The following is a 19,642-nucleotide window of genomic DNA, read 5'->3' as shown; positions in this document are numbered from 1 at the left end:
CCGACTCACAGGGGGTTCGACCGCAGTCTCGGATTCCGGTTTACCGCAACGGCACCTGCCGGTCGACCGCACCGACTGTGTGCCCGACCGCGTACCGACTTTCCCGCCCGGTGCCTAGCGTGGATAAGTATGGATCTCGCACTCGAGCTGCTCACTGCCTCTCTCACCTCTCCGTGGGTGTACCTGCTCATCGCCCTGGCCGCGGCTCTGGACTCGCTCGTGCCGATTGTGCCCTCGGAGACTCTGCTCATCACCGCTGCGACCTTCGCCGCGACGGGGCAGCCGCACCCAGCAGGGCTCGTCCTCGCCGCTGCGTCCGGAGCTCTCCTCGGCGATCTGGCGGCTCATCTTGTCGGCCGTTTCGCTGCGACCGGGGTCGGACGGTGGCGACGGTGGTCCCGAATTGAGAAGCTCCTCGACTCCGCCCACACGGCATTCTCTCGCCGAGGCGGGACTGTGCTCATCGCCGGTCGGTTCGTTCCCGGAGGCCGCAGTCTGGCGACCATCGGCTCCGGCCTGCTCGGGTTCCCGATCCGAAGCTTCCTGCTCTGGGACGGAGTCGGAAGTCTGGCCTGGGCGCTCTATTCGACGGGAATCGGACTCATCGGGGGCACGCTCTTCGAGGACCGGCCGCTGCTCGGGGTCGCCGTCGGCATCGGAATCGCCCTGGCCATCACCAGCAGCGTCGAACTCGCCCGACGCTTGCAGAGCATGCGCCGGCGCCGCCGCACACGCAGCAGGCGCCGCACCCGCAGCAGGAGTCGATTCGACAATCTCCGAGGCCGAGATGTCATGATGGAGAGGATGTCTCAAACACATGTGTGGTACGTCAGCTACGGATCGAACATGGCCCGCGATCGGCTCGCCTGCTATCTGCAGGGCGGGCGACCGCCCGGTGCGAAGGTGACCTATCCGGGCGCCAGAGACAGCACCCTCCCCCAGGCAGAGGCCGGGATCGAGCTGCCCGGGACGATCTACTTTGCCGGAGAGTCGAAAGTCTGGGGCGGTGGCATGGCCTTCTACGACCATTCCGTCCCCGGACCGACACCGGCCAAGGCCTACCTCATCACTGCCGAGCAGTTCGCCGATGTCGCGGCTCAGGAGATGAATCGGCCGCCCGAACCCGACAGTCCGCTGGAGCGGCTCGTCTTCGACCTGCCCTCAGGCAGCTCACATTCTGTGGGCCCTGGCGGTTACGAGACGCTGCTCGTCCTCGATGATATCGACGGCGTCCCCATGGTCACATTCACCGCAGCCCACGGTTCGACCGACACCGAACACACTCAGCCGCAGGAGTCATATCTGGCGATGCTGCGCACGGGCACGGCTGAAGTCAGGACCGCTTCTGGGCTTCCCCTGCCCGCAGCTGCACAAGTGTGAGGTCGAGCAGAGGAGTCGGCACTCCCAGCTCCGCAGCCTTGAGCGCCATGTCGCCGAGGATGTGCTCCGTTTCGCTCGGCAGCCCAGCCGTCACATCCCGGTAGAGGGATGAGGTGAAGGCCGAACCGTCCTCGGTGAGCATCTTCAGCGTCATGGCGTGTGAGGCCTCCGAGACCGGGTGTCCGGCCGTTGCCGCCACGGCTTCGAGCTCGTCGACGATGGCATGCACATGCGACCGGCCGCCGGCTTCCATGATCGCCCCGACCGGAGCACGGAACAGGCAGGTGACGACACCGGCCGCGGCGATGAAGGTCCACTTCTCCCACAGCCCGTCGATGATTCCAGCGACGGTCTGGAGCTTGAACCCCGGCACGTCGAGAGCGTCGGAGATCCGCGCGGGCACCTGGGCACCGTGGAGGTCGCCGATGGTCATCACGGCCAGGTCGGTGAGCTGAACGACGGCTCCGTCTCTGATGGTGCCGACGATCTTGACGAATCCGCCGAGCACCTGTCCGGGGTATCTGTTCTGCAGCTTCTCGATCTGAGCCATGCCGTTGAGGAACGGGATGATCGTCGTCTGCTCTCCGACAGCCGGTCCGATGTCATCGATGACCGAGTCGAGGCCGCCGGCTTTGACCGCGATGATGACGAGGTCGAAGGTCCGTGGTGCGGCTTCGAGCTCCTCAGCGGTGATGACATCGACCTGATTCGTCCGATCGGCATCGGGAGCGGTGAAGCGCATTCCTTCTGCGCGGACCGTCGCCGCTCGAGCCTGCCGGAGCAGGAATGTGACATCGCGTCCGGCCTCCTGCAGATAGGTGCCGAAGGCTCCGCCGGTGGCACCTGCCCCGGCGATGAGAATCGACAGATCCGCGCCTGCACCGGTTCCCTGGGCTGCGCTGTCAGCTGCTTGGGTCATTCCAACTCCTCCTTGAGCTCCCGAGCGGCCGCCGCAGGATCCTCAGCCGAGGTTATCGCACGGACGACTACGGCACGGTTCGCACCCGCCTGTCGGACCGCGTCCAGCCTCTCCCCCGCCGCGATCCCGCCGATGGCGAACCACGGTTTGTCCGCCTCGGCGGCGGTGGCGGTGAGCAGCGCCGTTCCCACGGCTGCGCGACCGGGCTTCGTCGGGGTCTCCCAGACGGGTCCGACACAGAAATAGTCGGTCTCCGGGTCCGCTTCGGCGGCGAGCGCCTGTTCGAGGGAATGGGTGGAGCGGCCGAGGATGACATCGGGGCCGAGTACGGCCCTGGCCTGAGAGCTGGTGAGGTCGCCTTGACCGACGTGGAAGACATCGGCGTCGGTGAGCAGCGCGACGTCAGCACGGTCATTGACGGAGAAGAGCTTGCCGTGTCGGGCGGCGGCCTCCTTGAGGACCTCCAACGCGGCGATCTCGGACCGCGCCTCAATGCTCTTGTCCCTCAGCTGGATGATGTCGACTCCTCCGCGATAGGCGGCGTCGAGGAACTCGGCGAGGTCTCCCTGAGCGGTCCTGGCATCGGTGCACAAGTAGAGCGACGCTTCGGCCAAACGGGCCTGCCTCCAGGCTCTCTTCGTCTGCCGTGCTGCGGTGCGCGGTGGCATCTGTGTGGTCATGGTCATAGAGTAGAGGAGTTCGCGGGAGCCTCCCAACGAGGCTGAGAGGGCGTAGGAGCCGACCGTAAGACCTGATGCGGATCATGCCGCCGGAGGGAGAAGCTGTGAGAGTCATTGTCGTCGGCGCCGGAATCATCGGCCTGTCCACGGCCTGGTACCTGCGCCGCCTCGGTGCCGAAGTCACCATCATCGATCCTTTCCCCGCGTTGGGGGCGAGCCATGCCGCCGCGGGGATGATCGCTCCCGCCGCCGAGGTGGTGTGGGGGCAGACTCCCCTGTACCCGTTGATGCAGGCCTCGGCGCAGATGTACCCGGAGTTCGCTGCCGAGGTGGCGAGCGCTGCCGAGGCGGGACTGGGCTTCTCTGATGTCGGAACCCTGGTGTGTGCCGGCGACCGGGCCGACCTGCAGGCCCTGCGGGAGCTGCGCGAAGCACAATCGCAGTCCGGATTCGACACCGAGCTCATCACCGGCAGCGCCGCCCGCGCGGTCGAGCCGTCGCTGTCTCCTGCCGTGGCCGGGGCCGTACACATCTCCGGAGACCGGTCCATCGATCCGCGTCGGGTCTGTGCGGCTCTGCTGTCGGTCCTGTCCACTGGTTCGGGGTCCCTCATCCGGCAGCGAGCCGCCGGGCTGGTCAGGGTCGGCGAGGCGACCGTGGGCGTCGAAATCAACGATGGCCGTCGGTTGGAGGCCGATCAGGTGATCCTCTGCGCCGGCAGCACCAACAACACGATCCATGGTGCCCCGCAGCTGCCGCTCCGGGAGGTTTGGGGCGATGTGCTGCGGCTGCGCGCCCCCGCCGAGGCGACTCCCCTGCTGACCCGCACCATCCGCGGGCTGGTCAACGGCCGCTCCGTCTATCTGGTTCCTCGCCCCGACGGCGAGATCGTGCTCGGTGCCAGTTCCCGTGAAGATGGTCGCTCCGGCACCCCCGGCGGGGCGATCCACCGACTGCTCGCCGACGGGCAGCGACTGGTCCCGGGCGTCCTCGACGCGGAGATCACCGATATCACCACCCGAGCCCGCCCCGGGTCCCCCGATGACCTGCCGATGATCGGGCGCATCGATTCCGGCTGCATCGTGAGCACCGGGTATTTCCGCCACGGCATCCTCTTGGCCCCGTTCGGCGGCAGACTCGGCGCCGAACTCGCCCTGGGAACCGTGTCCGACTGGCCTCCTGACGGGTCGCTCGAGTCCGTGTCCCCACATCGCTTCACCACCGAAACCACTGCCGGCCCGAACCACGCAACTGCCTACTCGACGAGGAGCATCTCATGACCGACCCCGACCACTCACCGACCATCGTCCTCAACGGCGCTCGCCATGAGCTGCCGGGTGCCACCTCGGCGCTCGACCTCATCGCCGACGTCACCGGACGGGAACTGAACCCCGATGGGACACCAGCCGACGGCGGACGTCTGGGCATCGCCCTGGCCGTCGACGGTGAAGTCATCCGTCGCGGTGCCTGGTCCGGATTCGCCTTGGCCGACGGGCACACCGTCGACGTCGTCACCGCAGTGCAGGGAGGCTGATATGAGCTGGACGATCGATGATGTGGAGATGTCGTCTCGTCTCGTGATGGGCACGGGAGGGGCGAGCTCCCTGAGCATCCTCGAAGACGCCCTGGTGGCTTCGGGGACCGAGCTGACCACGGTGGCGATGCGCCGCTTCGACGCCGAGTCGAGAGACTCGGTCTTCACCATGCTCCAGCGTTTGGGAATCCGAGTGCTGCCGAACACCGCCGGCTGCTACACCGCCCGGGATGCCGTGCTCACTGCCCGCCTGGCCAGGGAAGCCCTGGAGACGAACTGGGTGAAACTCGAGGTCATCGCCGATGAGGACACCCTGCTTCCGGACCCCATCGAGCTCTTCACCGCGGCCGAGGAACTCGTCCTCGACGGATTCACTGTCTTCGCCTACACGAACGACGATCCCGCTCTGGCGAAACGCCTGGAGGACGCCGGAGTGGCCGTGGTGATGCCGGCCGGTGCTCCGATCGGCAGCGGACTGGGCATCCTCAACCCCCACAACATCGAGACCATCGTCTCCCGTGCGCAGGTGCCCGTGATCCTCGACGCCGGTGTCGGCACCGCCTCGGATGCGGCTCTGGCGATGGAGCTCGGATGCACCGCTGTGCTTCTGGCCTCGGCCGTCACCCGCGCCCACGACGCTCACGCCATGGCCCGGGCGATGGCCTTGGCCGTCGAGGCCGGACATCTGGCGGCCGGAGCCGGGAGGATCCCCAAGCGGCCCTTGGCATTGGCATCATCGCCGTTCGCCGGAATGGTCGCAGCACAATGAGTACCGCTTCCACCGCTCTGCCGACGCTCCCTCCGCTCGTCGAACCCGTGGAATCCCTGTCCCCTGCGGAGCTGGAACGCTACTCCCGGCACCTCAGCCTGCCGGGATTCGGACTGGAGGGGCAACGGCGTCTGCGGGCCGCCTCGGTGCTGGTCATCGGAGCCGGTGGACTCGGTTCGCCCGTGATCAACTATCTCGCGGCCGCCGGGGTCGGCTCGATCACGATCATCGACGATGACGTGGTGGAGTCGTCGAATCTGCAGCGTCAGGTCATCCACCGGGATGCCGACGTGGGCCGATCGAAGGTCGCCTCAGCCGCCGAAGCCGTGCACCGGCTCGATCCGAATATTGCGGTGCACACGATCGAGGGTCGGCTGACCCCGGAGAATGCGCTCGAACTCTTCGCTGGCCACGATCTCGTCCTCGACGGTGCCGACAACTTCGCCACCCGGTACCTGTCCAATGATGCTGCCGAACTCATCGGCACCCCCTTGGTGTGGGGCACGATCTTCCGCTTCGCCGGACAGGTGAGCACGTTCGTTCCCGGCCACGGACCGATGCTGCGCGACCTGTTCCCGGATATCCCGGAACCCGATTCGGTACCCAACTGTGCCGAGGGCGGAGTCCTCGGGGTGCTGTGCGGAACCGTGGGCTCGGCGATGGCGACCGAGGCGATCAAACTCATCTGCGGAGTCGGTTCTCCATTCATCGGTCGACTCCTGCGCTATGAGGCGCTGACCGGGGAGTATTCGACTCTGCGGTTCTCCCCCGATCCCGACCGTCCTGCGGTCACCGATCTCACCGAGGCAGCCGCCGCCTGCGCAGCCGTTCCGGCCATCGGCACGGCCCCCGGTCCCACGGTGGACGAAATCGACATCGCAGAGTTTCGGGCCCGGGAAGACGATGTGGTCGTCGTGGATGTGCGAGAGGACTGGGAACGCGAACTGGCCTCCATCCCCGGTTCGATGCATCTGCCCCTCGGCGACATTCGAGACAGCGGGTGGGAGGCGCTTGAGTCGGTGCTCGGTGGCGCCGGCCGGTCGAGGGCTCCTGTCGATATCGTCATCCACTGCAGGTCCGGGGCTCGATCGGCCGAAGCCATCGAGATCCTGTCCGGTTCGGTGCCGGCCGGAGTCCGACTGCGTTCCCTTGCCGGCGGCATCGATGCGTGGGCGGGGCAGGATTGAAGCCTCCGGCAACGCGAAACGAGCTCAGGTCACGCGAAACTCGACAATAACGTCACCGGCGGCGTCTTTTTCGAGTTTCGCGTGACCTGAGGGGGTTCGGATCAGTGACGGCCCAGTCCCGACAGCCGCCGACGCAGTCCGCGTTCGCCGGCTGCCATCACTGCACCGTGCATGAGTCCCGACAGCGGTCGCATCGCCCTGATCAGGGTTCTGTTCGTCGTCACACACCACAGCGCATCGATGACCGTCACACCCTCGAAGGCAGTCAGAGTCCACCGGCCTTCGCCGCGCAGATCGCCCTCTGATCGGAACCGGATGAGATTGGGTGCTTCGACCTCGTCGACCTCGATGGTGAAGCGCAGCGACCACCCGATCGGAGCGCGGACGAGTAGTCTGGCTCGGCTGCCGGGAGCCACGAAGATATCGGCTGCATCGTCATGTCCGACCCCGACCCGTTCGGCAGCGGTCAGTCCCGTCCACCATTCCGGCCACTGATCCACCCGTTCGAGAACCGCCCATACCGACTCGATTCCGGCGTCGACGATCCACCGTTCGCCGAAATGGAAGGCGGCAGATTCTCCAGCCAGTGGGGTGACATGATCGTGGCTCATGGTACGACGGTAGTGTGCAAGGTGTGAGTGAGGACAAATTCGTCAGCAATCGTCGGCCATCGCCTCTGGGCGGCCGCAAACCGACCAAGGACGACCTGGCGGCGTTCGCGACGGACGATCCGAATGCAATCGACGATATCCTTCCGGCCGATTCCTCCGGACTGAAGATGCTCATCGTCGGCATCAATCCCGGCCTGTGGACGGCTGCGGTGAATGCCCCGTTCGCACGTCCCGGCAATCGTTTCTGGCCGTCTCTGCATCAGGCGGGTCTCACCGATCACCAGGTCGATGCTTCGTGTGGACTCGATCCCGCGGATGAGCAGCAGCTCCTCAGCCGTGGAATCGGCTTGACCAACCTCATCGGTCGCGCCACTGTGCGTGCCGACGAACTCTCCCGGCAGGAGCTGCGTGAGGGTGCGGCTCACCTCATCGACCGTCTTGCCGCTATCCGGCCCTCTGCGGTGGCGATCGCCGGGATCACCGCGTTCCGCACCGGGTACCGGCTGCCGAAGGCTCAGCTCGGGCGTCAGGATACGTCGCTGATCGAGGGGTGGCCGGCCGATGTGGCGCTGCATGTGGTGCCGCAGCCGAGCGGGCTGAACGCCCACTATCAGATACCGGATCTCGCGCGGATCTGGCGTGAGGTCTGGGACAGCATCGACGACTAGGCCTCTTGGCCGGCTCCGGTGAAGTGCTGCCGACAGCGCGCGACATAGGTATCCAGCCCACCGATATGACTGGCGTCGATCGTGGTCGCGGCCGGAGTCGCGGCAGGGTTCTGAGCGCCAGTCGCCGAATCTGAGCCGATCGGGCTCCCCGTCTGCTCCAGTCGTTGGTGGAACACAGCGTCTTTCCCGCAGACGGTGCACACAGCAGTGAGTCTGAGGACGTCTTCGGCCACGGCCATGAAGCTCGGCAGCGGCTCGAACGGCTGCCCGTCGAAGGTCACGCACAGTCCTTCGACGATGACGTCGATTCCCTGTCGGAGGAGTTCGTCGACTGCGGGGACGAGGTCCTGACCGAAGAACTGGGCCTCATCGATGGCGATGAGGTCATAGTCCTTCTGCCTGGCCGCCTCGGCGAGAGACGCGACGTCACCGAGCGGCACTGCAGGGATATTCACCCCGGTGTGCGACGTGATCGTCGAGATGTCCGAACGGGTGTCAAGAGAGTGGGACACGACGAGGACATCGACTCCGGCGATCGTGGCTCGCCGGACCCTGCGCATCAGCTCTTCGGATTTTCCGGAGAACATGGGTCCGGCGATGACCGTGAGGCGGCCGGAGTCAGTCATCGACGCTGACTCGCTTGGATTCGGTGTCGACGGTGACCTCCGTGTCTTCGCCGCCCTTCTCGAAGTCGAACTGGTATTCCTGCTTGTCATCGTCGAATTCGAGCTTCCAGCTCACGAGCTTTCCGTCGGACTTCTTCTGCGCACGCTTGAGAGCGTCGTCGAAGGTCATCGGATCATTGAGGTCGATGGCCTGCTCTTTGTCGTCGGCGTCGTCTGTGTCCTCGCTGACGACCTTGCCGGTTTCGGCATCGATGTCGACATCGTGGTCGGTCTTGCCGTCGAGGACGGACACGTCGTACTGCCAAGCCTCGTCCTTGTCGTCCCAGTCGAGTTCGATGCTGTGAACGGTTCCGCCTCCGACCTTCTCCTTCGCCTTCTTGATTGCGTCTTCGGCACTGATCGCCGGCGAATCCTCGGCGAGGTCGGCATCGGCACTGAGGCCCTGACCGGACGAGTCCTGAGCCGCGGTCTTCTTCTCGTCGTCTTGTTCGTCCTGATCGTCTGTGTCGTCGTCGGTGGCCGCGCTCTGGTCGTCGTCTTCGGCAGGGCCGGCCGGGGCCGATTCGCTTGCCGCGGGTGAGTTCTGAGCTTCGTCGGATCCGCTTTCGGAATCACTTCCGCCGCATCCGGCCAGGGCGAGCGTGAGTGCCGCAAGTCCTGCCACTGTACTCATTGCCATGCGATTCGTCTTCATGGCTGCCACGCTAGCAAGCGAACGGCTCACACCAGAGGTTTCTGAGAACAATCTCATCTGGTCAGACGTCCACAACCGGTGGTCAGTCGAGACAGAATTCGTTGCCTTCGGGGTCGGCCATGACGATGAATCCGTGTTCCAGGGGCGGGTCCGGGTCGACTCGGCGAAGCCGGGTCCCTCCGAGTTCCGACAGCCGATGGCATTCGGCCTCGAGCGAGTCCATCCGTTCATCGCCGTCGAGTCCGGGCGCAGTCCGAACGTCGAGGTGCAGGCGGTTCTTCACTGTTTTGGGCTCGGGCACGGTCTGGAAGAAGATACGGGGACCGACTTGGTCCGGGTCATCGATCGCAGCGCGCATGTTCTCGGGACCCAGTTCGATTCCGAGGTCGGCGATGAACTTCTTCCAGGCGGCGAATGGATCCTCATATTCTCCGAGTCGTACCCCTGGAGGGCCGGGGATGATGTAGCCGAGCGCCTCGGCCCAGAATCGGGCGAGCTTCTCGGGATCGTGGCAGTCGACGGTGATCTGGACTGTGCGGCTCATTGTCTGACTCCCTATTGTCCGGTTCTGCCGTCGATGCATTCGCGCAGCAGATCAGCGTGCCCACAGTGGCGGGCATATTCTTCGATGCGGTGGACGAGGAACTCACGCACCGCAATGTCTTCACGGCCGACGTGTGTGTCGAGGTCGTCGTGTCGGCTGACTTCGGCGTCGGTGGCGGCCTGTTCCTGTTCGAGCCGGTCGAAGGCGTCGACCAGGACGGCGTCGTCGGGGTCAGGCGGAATTTCACTGAGGTCGAATGCGGCGTCCAAGCTCCCGTAGATCGGAGGTTCGGGTTCGCCGTCCGTGATCCAGTTCCGCCAGTCTCTCTCCACGTCGGTCATGTGTCGGACCAGCCCGAGCAGTGACATCGTCGACGGTGGGACAGAGAGCCTCACCATCTGTTCAGGAGTGAGGCCCTGACATTTCATATCCAGTGTCAGCCGGTAGTCATGGAGATAGCTCAGCAGTGTGGCGAGTTCTCCGTCGGGACTGTACCCGTCGGTGTTGCGGGGATCGTCGTCGGGATCGACCCACATATCAGGGTAGACGGTGGCAATGCTCCAACGCCGCGGTGAGGTGGACATGGTGGCCATTCTTCTCCGGTGGGTGTCTGCGCACCAGGGTTGAGGACGATTTGTCAGGGTTCAGACAGCCAGTTGCACATCGAGTTCGAACAGGCTGGGGGTCTCTTCTCGGATTGCGGCTCCGAAGGCGAGCGCACCGCCGAAGAGGGCTTCGATCGTGTCGACCGTCTGCAGCACTCGGTCCCGGGAGAACTCGGGAATGAGCTCGCCGTGTTTGAGGTACCCCTTGAGTGAGCCCGAGGCGGCGGTCCTCACCCCGAGTCTTCCGGCGATGAGCCAGGTGATGCATTCGATTTCGAAGCGCACCTGGGCGGCCTCGGTCCGTGTCTCCGCCGATGCCGCTTGGAGGTCTGGCCGTGGCCCGCGGTGGCCGGAGATGGCAAGGGCGAGTTCGGTGAGGAGATGAGTGAGTATGACGGAGGCGCTGCGTGTCTGCGGAAGATCGTCCGGCAGCAGATTCTTCCGGTGCAGCGTGTTGATGACTCTGTGCAGTCCGTCCCACGTGGGTGGGCCAGGTGCCGGCAGAGGATTGAGAACATCGGTCGTGACGTCGGGCTGGTGTTGCGCGATGCGGGCCGCCTCGACCGCGGAGAGCTGAGGGGACCGACGGATGGCGGCGAGCAGATGATCCCATGGCATCGGCGGCTGATGGTCGAGCTCCTCGATGCTGTAGGAATCGATTGGGTGCGAGTTCTGATCCATGTCCTCACGGTAGATGCAGCCCCTGACACGAGATTCAGTGCCGACCGACGTCCGCCTGATCAGGCATCTGCATCTGCAGAGGCTGCGCAGCCCTGCGACCGCCGGAGACGATTCCTTCGACTTCTGAGCAGGGACAACCAGTCGATGCGGACGAGGACGTGAGCAGCCAACGCCACCGCGCCCATGGTCGGTGCCCCATAACGCCAGTCGGCGGCGGTCAGCGGCTTGCCGAGCGCAGCGAGTTCTCGTCGCGCGTACGCGGCGCCCGGCCACATGATCGGCACTGCCGTGAGCACCCCTGAGGTGTATCGGCGCGCCACCGCTGCCGAGAGCAGATGAGTGAACACGTGGACTTCGAGACCGGCGACAGAGGACCGATAGAACCAGGAGTCACCTCGCGTTCGCACCCCGCGGATTCCGGCAGCGGCGAGCGCAGCCCCGACCAGGCCGATCGCGGCCACGCTCTGCTTCGTCGTCATCCGCAAAGCGTCGATTCCGGTGAGGTCGGCCACATAGTCGGCCGACGCGGGGAAGGTCAGTGTCTCCTCAGCATCGTGGAGGGCCCAGGCGGCGAACAGCACTATCGGTCCGCGCATTGCGTTCCTTTCAGACGACGGTCCTCACAGTCACATTGCACCATGCAATCGCCTCGAAGTACCGTCGCTTCGCTGCTCGGCACTCCCCTGCTCATCTTCGCTGGGCCCGCCCGCCGACCAGACGCAGTCGGTGGTGCGCGGACTCGTGCGCCCACCGTTGGTCGTGTGTGGTCGCCAGGACGGCACCGCCTCCGCTGAGGAATCGCTCGATGATCGCATTCAGCCGAGTCATCGCGGCCAGGTCGCGTCCGATCGTCGGTTCGTCGAGCAGCAGCACCGACGCTTCGGTCATCAGTGCCGAGGCGATGACGACGTCTTTGCGTCGGGGCACGTCGAGGTCGAAGGGGTGTTCGTCGGCGACCTCGGTCAGATCCGCCTCGGCGAGGACGGTGTCCACATCTGACCGGCGTTGGTCGCGCACTTGAGAGCGGTCTCTTCGCCGATGTGGCGGAAGTGGCGCGGCGTGCAGCAGTTCGCGCGCCACTGTGGCGGCGGAGAGCTGCAGTCCCGGATCCTGCCCCACCCACCCGAGGTGAGCACTGCGCGCGTGGGCGGGCAGGGTGTCCAAACGGATCATCTCGCCGAGGCGGCTGACCGTGATCGTTCCCGCCAGGGCCGCCGACCGGTCGAGCAGTCCGAGGAGGGCGCGCAGGAGCGTGGACTTCCCGGCCCCGTTGGCTCCGGTGACGGTGGTGAGTTCACCGGGCCGCAGATCAACCTCGAATCCGTCGAGGATGCGTCTGCTTCCGCGGTCCACTGTGAGGTCGCGAATCGTGAGCAGCGGATCTGATTGACGGTTCGTTGTTTTCGGTTGGTCCGTGGCGTCGTCGAGGAGGCTGTCCCAGATGCCGCCGAATGGAGTCGATGCAGTCGCCGTCTGCAGCCGTCCGGCATCGAGGACAAGGACCTCCCGGCAGATGCGGGTCAGTTCGTCGGTCTGATGACCGGTGATGAGCACCGCCCCGCCCCGGTCACAGAATTCCTGCAGCACTGTCGCCAGACGCATTCGCATCTGCGGGTCCAGGGATTGTGCGGGTTGGTCGAGAACGAGAAGGTCGGGCCCGGATGCAAGAATCCGTGCCAGCGCGACCAGCTGCCTCTGCCCGCCGGAGAGCGTGTCCAACCGGCGGCTCCACAGTTCGTCGATGCCGAGTTGTTCGAGCAGGTTCCGAGCTCGGCTGCGGGCTTCGGCCGGGTCGGATCCGTGCAGTCGACAGGCCAGCTGCGTCTCATCGCCGACGTGGCTGGTCATTCCGCCCAGCTGCGCTTCCGGATCATCTCCGAGCAGGGCCACCCGGCCGCCTCGGTCGATGGTGCCGGTCGTGGTGCCGCGGGAAGCGAGCTGTCCGGACAGCATGCGACACAGAGTCGACGTTCCCGATCCGAGTGGTCCGAGCACCGCGGTTATGGTTCCACCGGTGATGTCGAGGTTGATGCCGCTCAGTGCGGCAGTGTCCTCCCCGTGATAGGTGAAGCCCGCGTCCGTGATCTCAACGGTCATGTCAGGCACCGCCGATCAGCTGAGCGGCACCCGGCAGCGGGAGAACTCCGATCACCGAGGCGACGACGATTCCGAAAGTCACGAGCGGAGTCAGGATGCGCAGTAGGCGCTGCCCCGTCCCGTCCGTGTGGTCCTGGAGGTCGACCGTGCTCGGACTGGAATCGAGTCCGCTCACTTCGAGCACTTCGTGACGCTGATCGACGGTCAGCAGGATCGCGGTGACGAGTCCGACGACGATTCCCGGCAGCAGACGAATGCGCACTCGCCAGGAGTCGGTGGCCCAACCTCGGGCCTGTCTCGCTTCGATGATGTGTCGGGTGCGTGCGCCGATCAGTGGGATGAGGCCGATGGCCGAGGCACAGACATAGGCGACTGCCGGCGGCAGTCGGAGTCGACGCAGACCGTCGAAGAGGCGAGCGGAGTCAGTGCCGAGTCCGAACAGCGCACACAGTCCGATCAGGCTGCTCACTCGCAGCCAGATCTGGACGGCGATGCTCAGTCCTTCCACGCTGAGGCGGGTGGGCCCGGCTTGCCAGAGTACGTGCACTTCGGTGCCGGGATAGAACAGTCCCTGCACGATGATGAGCACGACCAGAGTCGGCAGGCACAGCAGCCCCACAGTCATCGCCCATGTCCGCAGCCTTACGATCGGTGAGACCATCACGGTCACGAGCGAACCCGCCAAGATGATGGCGGGCACGATCGGAGACGGGATTCCGAAGACGAGCAACAGGCTGCAGGCAAGGATGACCAGTTCCGTGGCCGGGTGCAGACGACGCTTCGGACCGACGTCCTGGGCGGCGTTCGCGGTGTGCGTGTCGGTTGAGGCAGAGCTCATTCCGTCGGCTGTGCCGCTTCGACCGGTTTCGCTGGACCGGAGCCACGGGTCTTCGTCGCACGGGGCCGACTGTGGGCGGCGAACTCGTAGCGAGCGATGATGCGTTTGGGCAGCGACCGGATGACGACATAGGCGAGGGCGAAGATGAGCGCTTTGTCGACGATGTCGGAGACCATGCTCTGGGCGAACGTGGCGTTGAACATCTCGAGGCCCGCAGCTTGGAGGATCGCGACGACTCCCCCGGTGCCGGCTCCCAGTCCGCCGCCGAAGACGTAGGCGGCGACGGGTGCCCCGATGGCACCGGCAGGTACACCGGCGACGGCGCCGACGATGACCGCGGTCCAGGGTGTGCGGAAGACTCCGAGTCGGGCGGCCCAACCGGCGGCGGCTCCGATGAAGGCGGCGCCGGAGCTGAAGGCGATGACGCTGGGGCTCAGGGTCACACCCCAGATGAGGTTCGAGATGATTCCGGTGAATGCTCCTGCTGCGGGTCCGGCCAGGACGCCCATGAGCACTGTTCCGATGGAGTCGAGGTAGAGGGGCACGGGCGTGTAGTTGCCGATGATCTGCCCGATGACGATGTTGAGCGCGATCGCGACCGGGATGAGCGCGAGGACGCTGCGGGGAATGAGCGGGAGGGTGCCGGCGGCGAGCAGGATGCCTCCGCCCAGATAGCCGAGCATGACCCACAGAGTGGTGTGGCCGAGGTCGACGCCGAGGTTGGCCGGTTGGGTCAGCAGCACGGCGACGTAGGTGCCGATGACGATGAGGGTGCCGAGCAGTGTGAGGGTGAGGGGAAGGGTGCGGTTGCGGTTTTGTCCGGGACCGACCGTGGTGGTCGGCCCCTGCCCAGACTGTCTGGAGTGTGCGGTCATGCGAGTGGTCCTTTCATCAGGGTGGTGCTGAGGTGGTCGAGGAATGCAGAAGCGTCGATGGTGCGGATGATCTCTGCATTCACGGGACGGCCCCAACGTCCCAGCCAATCGGCGACGGTTTCGCCTCGTGTGAGTGTACCCGTGAGTTCGACATCGACAGGTGCCCACCGAGTTGTCGCCCACGGCAGTTGGCCTGCAGCTCCCCTGACGGGAGCCGTGGCGGCCGTGTCCTGGGCGTCGGTGTTCGGCTCTTCGGGCTCCGCCCCGGTCGACGCGACGGTGGTCTGTCGTGCCCATGACAGGGCGCAGGCGAGGACGAAGGGATCGTGGATATGGGCGAGGTAGCCGAGTCCGTCGGATTCGTGGAACTCGAAGTAGAAGCGCAGCGCCTCGGACAGCTCAGCCACCATCGCCTGCCACGGCTGGCCGGAGGCCTTGGCTCCGTTCCGGATTTCAGTGAGTCGATCGGGTGTCATCTCCACGGCTTCGGTGGCTTCGATCGGGGCGATGACCGGCAGATGCTTGAGCCGACCGTTCGTGTGGGCAGTGCTGAAGGCAGAGAGGACCTTCGATGTGGATTCCGGGTCGAAGGTGACGTTCCATTCCGTCGTGGGGTGGGTGTTGCCGCGGTAGTTGAACGCTCCGCCCATGATGAAGAGTCGTTTGAACAGTCTCGGCAGCTCCGGGTCGATGTCGAGGGCGAGAGCGAGGTTCGTGGCCGGACCGATGACGACGCCGAGGAGCTGTCCGGGATGGGCGTGGGCTGCATCGACCCACGCCTGTGCGGCGGACACCGAGCTCACCGGGTCGATTGGGGCCGGCAAGTGCGCATACCCGCGCCCGGTCTCGCCATGAGTGAGGTCGGCGTATTCCAGTCCTTCGTCCGGCGCTGTCTGCGGAGTCTGTCGTGCCAGCGGAAGAGCGTGGCCGGCGTGGACGGGTATGTCGCTGCGGCCGGCCAGCGACAGCCATCCGCGGGTGTTCTCGACGACCTGTGAGGTAGCGACGTTGCCTCCGGTGGCGGCGATGCCGATGACGTCGACGTCGTTCTGGCAGCTCAGGTAGGCCAGCGCAATTGCATCGTCGATGCCGGGATCGCAGTCGAGGAAGAGCGGCAGTGTGGAAGGCATGATCCTATTCTGCCGGACGCGTGCGCTCACCACCGTCGGATGCGGGCCCAGTTTCCGCAGGCTTGGGTGGATCCTCGTCTCACCAGTCGGCAGCAGAGGTAGAGCGTCGTCGAGGGAGGTTCGTCGATTCCGAACCGTTCTCTCATGTCGATCGCTTCCTCACTGCCGAAGGGAGTGCCGATGAGCTCTCCGAACGGCATGCTGGTGATCCAGGGTTTGGCTGCGAAGGTGAAGGCGTTGAAGAACATCTCACAGTCACAGCAGCAGGCACCCATCCTGCTCAACCGCGCGAGCAGCGCCGTAGCTCGTGGAGCCGTCCGGTCGCGGAAGCTCTCTGCGAAGCGATGAGTGCCGTTGCAGCCGAATTCGCCGAGTTGGCGGAACACATAGCAGGCCAGGCATTCTCCGGGCCGAGGGGCGAAGACGCGGGCGGTTTCCGCGTCGATGATCGTTCTGACGTCGTCGTCAATGGTGTTCTCGTCCATGACCACACAATTCCAGACGGTACTGACATGAAATGACGCAGATGTGTTCCACTCACCGATTTTCGTCCTATTCCTGCTGGTCACGGCCGGAGAATGTTTCTCACCTTAGAATCGTGACCATGAGCATTCTCGTCATCGGTGAAGCCCTCATCGACATCGTCAGCACGAACGGCGCTCCCGACCGCTATGCACCGGGCGGAGCCCCGGCCAACGTGGCGCTCGGCCTGGGCCGCCTCGGTGACGATGTCGAGTTCCTCACCGATGTCGGTGATGACTTCCACGGCGGATTCCTTCTCGCCCACCTGCGGGAGTCCCAGGTCGACGTTCTCACTTCCCCGCGCGGCGCCACATCCACGGCGCTGGCTCGACTCTCAGAGGACGGATCGGCCGAGTACGAATTCCAGCTGCGGTGGGATCCCGATTCATCGCTTCTCGGAAGAAATGCCCATCCCGTCCTGCATTTCGGGTCGATCGCAGCATTCCTGTCACCGGGTTCCGCCGTGATCGATCGGCACCTCGATGATGCCGCGGAGCAGTCAGATCAGCAGAGAGACAGACCTCTCGTCTCCTTCGACCCGAACATCCGGCCGTCGATCATCGGTTCCCACGAGGAGGCCCTGCCGCGGTTCGAAGCTCTCGCCCAGCGTGTCGATGTCCTCAAGCTCAGCGATGTCGATGCCGATTGGCTCTATCCCGACCTCGCCGAAGATGCTCAGATCGATCGTCTGCTCGGACTCGGTCCATCACTGGTGGCGATGACTCGCGGAGGTGACGGTGCGATCCTGGCGACCGCCTCGGCGCGGGTGACAGCAGCTGCGTCTCAGGTCGACGTCACGGACACGATCGGGGCCGGGGACACATTCATGGTCTCCCTCATCCACGACCTGCACGCTCAGGAGGCCGCGTTGTCCGATCTCAGCACGACAGAGCTCACGGGCCTGGGCGAACACGCAGCGGCGCTCGCCGCGATCACGGTCAGTCGCGAAGGCGCCGATCTTCCGTGGGCCGCGGATCTCACGAACTGAGGAATTCGCCGAGCTGTCGCAGGCAGATGTCGTGGCCGTTGCGGTGGCCATCGATCATCCCCTCCCCGACGAAGGACACGACCTGGTCGACGAGTTCGACTCGGGTGCCTGTCGAGGTGGGAATCAGGGCCCAGGTGATGATGGCGGTCGAGAGGATCTCATCGCCTCTTGTGAGAGTCTCAGTGGTCACGATATGACGGTCCGGCACGACCGCGCAGTACTGTCCGGTGGAGACGAATTCCAGCGCTCCGGGTGACCCGCAGCGGGCGCGGATCGCTCCACCCGGGCGGAACTCGTCGACATCGCAGACCATCTCCTCTCCCTCGGGGACTCCCCACTGCACGCGCTGGCCGGTATCGGCGAATGCGTTCCACACCGCGGAGACCGGGTGGTCGAAATCAGCACTGAGACTGATCGTCGCGGTCACGGGCGCGCCCTCCTCACTCACCGAAGAACACCACCTGATTTCCGTCCGGGTCGGTGATCGGCGGGATGCGCTGTCCGCCACCGGGGCTCGGCTCGTCGTGGTCGATGCCGGTCACCCGCAGATGCTCGGCCATCTTGTCGAGGTCGTCCACTGCGATGACCACATTGGAGCTTCCGGCTCGCTGCGGGACCTCCCAGATCTGGAGGCCGAACTTCTCGTCGAAGAGCCATTGGGTCAGCCCCGCCATCGGCTTGTCACCCGGCTGTCGCCCAATGAGCCGGGAATACCATGCGGTCGCCTCCTTCTCGTCGGTGACAGCAATATTGGCCATGAGTCCAGTGATCATGATCGCTCCTTCGGGATCAGCCCTGAGAGTAAGTGATTGCAATATGCAATCACCTAGTACATGGAACCACATCTCGCGGGATCGGACAAGGGAACCGTCGGATCGACCTCACACCGGCCTCGCCTCGATCCCCCGACCATTGGGGCTGGCCGCAACCGAGGTCGACGCCCGGCTCAGCTACCGGGACTCTCAGCTTCCGCAGATCTCGGCCTCGTAGGCGGCCTGCAGTCGCCGTGAGGCCCGTGGTGCATCAGGATTCGGGCGCGGCACGCCGAGGTGGGCCTCCCGAAGTTCGTCCATGAGCTCGGTGACGAGCTGCGGGTCTTCTGCCATGAGCCTGGCTCGGAGCGTCAGCTCCGGAGACGTCTCCCGGTGGGTCATTCCCCACGTTCCGAGGGCGACCATGACCGGCAGAGTCTGGATTCCAGCCTCGGTGAGCGAGTACTTCGCCTTCTGCCCACGAACCGCTTCCGCCTTTGTCAGGAGCCCTTCGTCGACGAGCTTCTTCAGGCGACTGGAGAGCATGTTCGATGCGATGCCCTCGTTGTTGGAGGTGAGCAGCTCCCGGAAGTGCCGGCGATCGCCGAAGATGATGTCGCGCAGGACGATGAGCGACCAGTTGTCTCCGAGAACTTCGACAGCGGCATTGATCGCACATCCTGAGCGCGGCTGTGCGGGCATCGTTCCACCTCCAGTGATTGCACTCTACAACTACTCGATCGTACACTGGGTCCACTTCCCCGGAACCGGCACCACCCAGCCGACTGCAGACATCAGCTAACCATCACATTGGAGTGATCATGGCCAAAGCGTGTGTCAACAATCTCTTCGTCTCTCTTGACGGTTTCGCCGCCGGCGAGTTCGTCACCTTCGACCAGCCGATCGGTGAAGCCCAAGCGCTGTTCTCCTACTTCGACGGCCGCGGCATCGAGGGCGTCCACCATGTCGACGCCCCGGTGACCGCAGACCGTGCCTTGTTCGCCATGTGGGGTCAGGGCATCGGTGCCGAGATCATGGGCAGGAAGAAGTTCGGCCCCCAGACAGGGCAATGGCCCGACGACGGCTGGCGCGGTTGGTGGGGAGAGGAACCGCCATTCAAGACCCCGTGCTTCGTCCTCACTCATCATCCGCGGGAGCCGATGGAGTTCGACAACGGCACGAGCTTCCATTTTGTGGATGCCTCCCCAGCCGACGCACTCGCCGAGGCGACCGCCGCCGCTGACGGCGGCAATGTCCGCATCGGCGGCGGTCCTTCGATGGTCAGACAGTTCCTTGCGGCCGGCCTCGTCGATTTCATGCACCTCGTCGTCGTCCCTGTCACCCTCGGCCGGGGAGTCTGGCTCTGGGAGGGCCTCGAGGGACTTGAGAAGGATTTCACGATCGAGAGTCTCACCACCGCCGGCGGTCTGACCCATCAATTGTGGAATCGCCGAGGCTGATCTGCCCGAGGACTCAGGGGTCCGGTCCCTGCCGGTGCGGCAATGCCGATGGCCCGCCGTTGCCAATCGGAACGGCGGGCCA

The 19,642-nt window shown here is 65.2% G+C and carries 25 protein-coding genes and 1 riboswitch; of the genes, 8 read left to right on the top strand and 17 right to left on the bottom strand.

The genetic code is table 11. The features are described from left to right. The first annotated feature begins 129 nt into the window (after positions 1-129). Entirely contained in the window at positions 130-1,380 is a 1,251-nt protein-coding gene (locus BI49514_RS05025) for a DedA family protein (protein ID WP_101544815.1), read from the top strand. On the opposite strand, the gene BI49514_RS05020 is transcribed toward BI49514_RS05025, so the two are convergent. Together BI49514_RS05020 and thiE are read right to left on the bottom strand one after the other, a co-directional pair. Further along, positions 1,334-2,299 (bottom strand): ketopantoate reductase family protein, encoded by a 966-nt coding sequence (locus tag BI49514_RS05020; protein WP_101544813.1) that lies wholly within the window; start codon positions 2,297-2,299, stop codon positions 1,334-1,336. The two genes, BI49514_RS05025 and BI49514_RS05020, sit on opposite strands and share 47 nt — an antisense overlap. Then, positions 2,296-2,979 (bottom strand): thiamine phosphate synthase, encoded by a 684-nt coding sequence (gene thiE, locus BI49514_RS05015; protein WP_244195073.1) that lies wholly within the window; start codon positions 2,977-2,979, stop codon positions 2,296-2,298. Before thiE ends, BI49514_RS05020 begins: the two co-directional genes overlap by 4 nt. Positions 2,980-2,990: 11 nt before the next feature. Continuing rightward, positions 2,991-3,094, top strand: a riboswitch (TPP riboswitch). On the opposite strand from thiE, the gene thiO reads away from it, so the two are divergent. The 4 genes from thiO to moeB all read left to right on the top strand — a co-directional run bounded on the left by thiO (position 3,084) and on the right by moeB (position 6,469). Next, complete coding sequence (gene thiO, locus BI49514_RS05010) at positions 3,084-4,259, top strand: glycine oxidase ThiO (protein ID WP_101544811.1); 1,176 nt, start codon at positions 3,084-3,086, stop codon at positions 4,257-4,259. It overlaps the preceding riboswitch by 11 nt. After that, positions 4,256-4,513 (top strand): sulfur carrier protein ThiS, encoded by a 258-nt coding sequence (gene thiS, locus BI49514_RS05005; protein ID WP_101544810.1) that lies wholly within the window; start codon positions 4,256-4,258, stop codon positions 4,511-4,513. Before thiO ends, thiS begins: the two co-directional genes overlap by 4 nt. Before the next feature lies 1 nt (position 4,514). Next, on the top strand, positions 4,515-5,282 hold the full coding sequence (locus tag BI49514_RS05000) for a thiazole synthase (RefSeq protein WP_101544808.1): 768 nt from the start codon (positions 4,515-4,517) through the stop codon (positions 5,280-5,282). Further along, positions 5,279-6,469, top strand: coding sequence for a molybdopterin-synthase adenylyltransferase MoeB (gene moeB, locus BI49514_RS04995; protein WP_101544806.1), 1,191 nt, complete (start codon positions 5,279-5,281; stop codon positions 6,467-6,469). The genes BI49514_RS05000 and moeB overlap by 4 nt, the downstream gene beginning before the upstream one ends. 101 nt (positions 6,470-6,570) lie before the next feature. On the opposite strand, the gene BI49514_RS04990 is transcribed toward moeB, so the two are convergent. Beyond that, positions 6,571-7,080 carry an SRPBCC family protein gene (locus BI49514_RS04990; RefSeq protein WP_101544804.1) on the bottom strand — a complete coding sequence of 170 codons (510 nt, stop codon included), beginning with the start codon at positions 7,078-7,080 and terminating at the stop codon, positions 6,571-6,573. 23 nt (positions 7,081-7,103) lie between these two features. Between BI49514_RS04990 and BI49514_RS04985 the strand changes: the two genes are divergently transcribed. Beyond that, positions 7,104-7,748 (top strand): mismatch-specific DNA-glycosylase, encoded by a 645-nt coding sequence (locus BI49514_RS04985; RefSeq protein ID WP_101544802.1) that lies wholly within the window; start codon positions 7,104-7,106, stop codon positions 7,746-7,748. Here BI49514_RS04985 and BI49514_RS04980 read toward each other — a convergent pair. The 11 genes from BI49514_RS04980 to BI49514_RS04930 all read right to left on the bottom strand — a co-directional run bounded on the left by BI49514_RS04980 (position 7,745) and on the right by BI49514_RS04930 (position 16,323). Beyond that, entirely contained in the window at positions 7,745-8,374 is a 630-nt protein-coding gene (locus BI49514_RS04980) for a thymidine kinase (protein WP_101544800.1), read from the bottom strand. The genes BI49514_RS04985 and BI49514_RS04980 overlap by 4 nt on opposite strands. Further along, positions 8,367-9,047, bottom strand: coding sequence for a PepSY domain-containing protein (locus tag BI49514_RS04975; protein ID WP_244195072.1), 681 nt, complete (start codon positions 9,045-9,047; stop codon positions 8,367-8,369). The genes BI49514_RS04980 and BI49514_RS04975 overlap by 8 nt, the downstream gene beginning before the upstream one ends. A 103-nt stretch (positions 9,048-9,150) precedes the next feature. Beyond that, complete coding sequence (locus tag BI49514_RS04970) at positions 9,151-9,612, bottom strand: VOC family protein (RefSeq protein WP_101544797.1); 462 nt, start codon at positions 9,610-9,612, stop codon at positions 9,151-9,153. 11 nt (positions 9,613-9,623) lie between these two features. Then, positions 9,624-10,196, bottom strand: a complete 573-nt coding sequence (locus BI49514_RS04965; protein ID WP_101544981.1) for a DinB family protein — start codon at positions 10,194-10,196, stop codon at positions 9,624-9,626. Positions 10,197-10,256: 60 nt separating this feature from the next. Next, positions 10,257-10,898, bottom strand: coding sequence for a hypothetical protein (locus tag BI49514_RS04960; RefSeq protein WP_101544795.1), 642 nt, complete (start codon positions 10,896-10,898; stop codon positions 10,257-10,259). Positions 10,899-10,957: 59 nt separating this feature from the next. Beyond that, positions 10,958-11,494 carry an HXXEE domain-containing protein gene (locus BI49514_RS04955; protein WP_101544793.1) on the bottom strand — a complete coding sequence of 179 codons (537 nt, stop codon included), beginning with the start codon at positions 11,492-11,494 and terminating at the stop codon, positions 10,958-10,960. A gap of 91 nt (positions 11,495-11,585) precedes the next feature. Next, positions 11,586-12,995 (bottom strand): ATP-binding cassette domain-containing protein, encoded by a 1,410-nt coding sequence (locus tag BI49514_RS04950; RefSeq protein WP_101544791.1) that lies wholly within the window; start codon positions 12,993-12,995, stop codon positions 11,586-11,588. Between the two features lies 1 nt (position 12,996). Next, positions 12,997-13,833, bottom strand: coding sequence for an energy-coupling factor transporter transmembrane component T family protein (locus tag BI49514_RS04945; protein ID WP_101544789.1), 837 nt, complete (start codon positions 13,831-13,833; stop codon positions 12,997-12,999). Continuing rightward, positions 13,830-14,708, bottom strand: coding sequence for a histidine kinase (locus BI49514_RS04940; protein ID WP_101544787.1), 879 nt, complete (start codon positions 14,706-14,708; stop codon positions 13,830-13,832). The genes BI49514_RS04945 and BI49514_RS04940 overlap by 4 nt, the downstream gene beginning before the upstream one ends. Beyond that, positions 14,705-15,838 (bottom strand): nucleoside hydrolase, encoded by a 1,134-nt coding sequence (locus BI49514_RS04935; RefSeq protein WP_101544785.1) that lies wholly within the window; start codon positions 15,836-15,838, stop codon positions 14,705-14,707. The genes BI49514_RS04940 and BI49514_RS04935 overlap by 4 nt, the downstream gene beginning before the upstream one ends. A 26-nt stretch (positions 15,839-15,864) precedes the next feature. After that, positions 15,865-16,323 carry a DUF2695 domain-containing protein gene (locus BI49514_RS04930; RefSeq protein ID WP_101544783.1) on the bottom strand — a complete coding sequence of 153 codons (459 nt, stop codon included), beginning with the start codon at positions 16,321-16,323 and terminating at the stop codon, positions 15,865-15,867. Between the two features lie 119 nt (positions 16,324-16,442). On the opposite strand from BI49514_RS04930, the gene BI49514_RS04925 reads away from it, so the two are divergent. Next, a complete protein-coding gene (locus tag BI49514_RS04925; RefSeq protein ID WP_101544782.1) occupies positions 16,443-17,348 on the top strand; it encodes a carbohydrate kinase family protein in 906 nt (301 codons plus the stop codon). Here the strand turns inward: BI49514_RS04925 and BI49514_RS04920 are convergent. The 3 genes from BI49514_RS04920 to BI49514_RS04910 form a co-directional block, all read right to left on the bottom strand. Continuing rightward, positions 17,338-17,775 carry an SRPBCC domain-containing protein gene (locus BI49514_RS04920; RefSeq protein WP_167443937.1) on the bottom strand — a complete coding sequence of 146 codons (438 nt, stop codon included), beginning with the start codon at positions 17,773-17,775 and terminating at the stop codon, positions 17,338-17,340. The two genes, BI49514_RS04925 and BI49514_RS04920, sit on opposite strands and share 11 nt — an antisense overlap. Positions 17,776-17,788: 13 nt before the next feature. Then, entirely contained in the window at positions 17,789-18,121 is a 333-nt protein-coding gene (locus BI49514_RS04915; protein WP_101544780.1) for a VOC family protein, read from the bottom strand. Positions 18,122-18,310: 189 nt separating this feature from the next. Continuing rightward, positions 18,311-18,802 (bottom strand): winged helix-turn-helix transcriptional regulator, encoded by a 492-nt coding sequence (locus BI49514_RS04910; protein WP_101544778.1) that lies wholly within the window; start codon positions 18,800-18,802, stop codon positions 18,311-18,313. Between the two features lie 119 nt (positions 18,803-18,921). Here BI49514_RS04910 and BI49514_RS04905 point away from each other — a divergent pair, with 119 nt between their 5' ends. Next, complete coding sequence (locus tag BI49514_RS04905) at positions 18,922-19,560, top strand: dihydrofolate reductase family protein (RefSeq protein ID WP_101544777.1); 639 nt, start codon at positions 18,922-18,924, stop codon at positions 19,558-19,560. Positions 19,561-19,642 lie beyond the last annotated feature (82 nt).

Source organism: Brevibacterium iodinum ATCC 49514 (assembly GCF_900169265.1).
GTDB classification, from domain to species: Bacteria; Actinomycetota; Actinomycetes; order Actinomycetales; family Brevibacteriaceae; genus Brevibacterium; species Brevibacterium iodinum.
Note: the sequence above shows the minus strand (reverse complement) of the source record. Positions and strands in the feature narration are given on the sequence as shown.

Coding starts and splice junctions, on each gene's coding strand:
- BI49514_RS05025 (WP_101544815.1), top strand. CDS start 130: ATGGATCTCGCACTCGAGCTGCTCACTGCCTCTCTCACCTCTCCGTGG.
- BI49514_RS05020 (WP_101544813.1), bottom strand. CDS start 2,299: ATGACCCAAGCAGCTGACAGCGCAGCCCAGGGAACCGGTGCAGGCGCG.
- thiE (WP_244195073.1), bottom strand. CDS start 2,979: ATGACCACACAGATGCCACCGCGCACCGCAGCACGGCAGACGAAGAGA.
- thiS (WP_101544810.1), top strand. CDS start 4,256: ATGACCGACCCCGACCACTCACCGACCATCGTCCTCAACGGCGCTCGC.
- BI49514_RS05000 (WP_101544808.1), top strand. CDS start 4,515: ATGAGCTGGACGATCGATGATGTGGAGATGTCGTCTCGTCTCGTGATG.
- moeB (WP_101544806.1), top strand. CDS start 5,279: ATGAGTACCGCTTCCACCGCTCTGCCGACGCTCCCTCCGCTCGTCGAA.
- BI49514_RS04990 (WP_101544804.1), bottom strand. CDS start 7,080: ATGAGCCACGATCATGTCACCCCACTGGCTGGAGAATCTGCCGCCTTC.
- BI49514_RS04980 (WP_101544800.1), bottom strand. CDS start 8,374: ATGACTGACTCCGGCCGCCTCACGGTCATCGCCGGACCCATGTTCTCC.
- BI49514_RS04975 (WP_244195072.1), bottom strand. CDS start 9,047: ATGAGTACAGTGGCAGGACTTGCGGCACTCACGCTCGCCCTGGCCGGA.
- BI49514_RS04970 (WP_101544797.1), bottom strand. CDS start 9,612: ATGAGCCGCACAGTCCAGATCACCGTCGACTGCCACGATCCCGAGAAG.
- BI49514_RS04965 (WP_101544981.1), bottom strand. CDS start 10,196: ATGTCCACCTCACCGCGGCGTTGGAGCATTGCCACCGTCTACCCTGAT.
- BI49514_RS04960 (WP_101544795.1), bottom strand. CDS start 10,898: ATGGATCAGAACTCGCACCCAATCGATTCCTACAGCATCGAGGAGCTC.
- BI49514_RS04955 (WP_101544793.1), bottom strand. CDS start 11,494: ATGCGCGGACCGATAGTGCTGTTCGCCGCCTGGGCCCTCCACGATGCT.
- BI49514_RS04950 (WP_101544791.1), bottom strand. CDS start 12,995: ATGACCGTTGAGATCACGGACGCGGGCTTCACCTATCACGGGGAGGAC.
- BI49514_RS04945 (WP_101544789.1), bottom strand. CDS start 13,833: ATGAGCTCTGCCTCAACCGACACGCACACCGCGAACGCCGCCCAGGAC.
- BI49514_RS04940 (WP_101544787.1), bottom strand. CDS start 14,708: ATGACCGCACACTCCAGACAGTCTGGGCAGGGGCCGACCACCACGGTC.
- BI49514_RS04935 (WP_101544785.1), bottom strand. CDS start 15,838: ATGCCTTCCACACTGCCGCTCTTCCTCGACTGCGATCCCGGCATCGAC.
- BI49514_RS04930 (WP_101544783.1), bottom strand. CDS start 16,323: ATGGACGAGAACACCATTGACGACGACGTCAGAACGATCATCGACGCG.
- BI49514_RS04925 (WP_101544782.1), top strand. CDS start 16,443: ATGAGCATTCTCGTCATCGGTGAAGCCCTCATCGACATCGTCAGCACG.
- BI49514_RS04915 (WP_101544780.1), bottom strand. CDS start 18,121: ATGATCACTGGACTCATGGCCAATATTGCTGTCACCGACGAGAAGGAG.
- BI49514_RS04910 (WP_101544778.1), bottom strand. CDS start 18,802: ATGCCCGCACAGCCGCGCTCAGGATGTGCGATCAATGCCGCTGTCGAA.
- BI49514_RS04905 (WP_101544777.1), top strand. CDS start 18,922: ATGGCCAAAGCGTGTGTCAACAATCTCTTCGTCTCTCTTGACGGTTTC.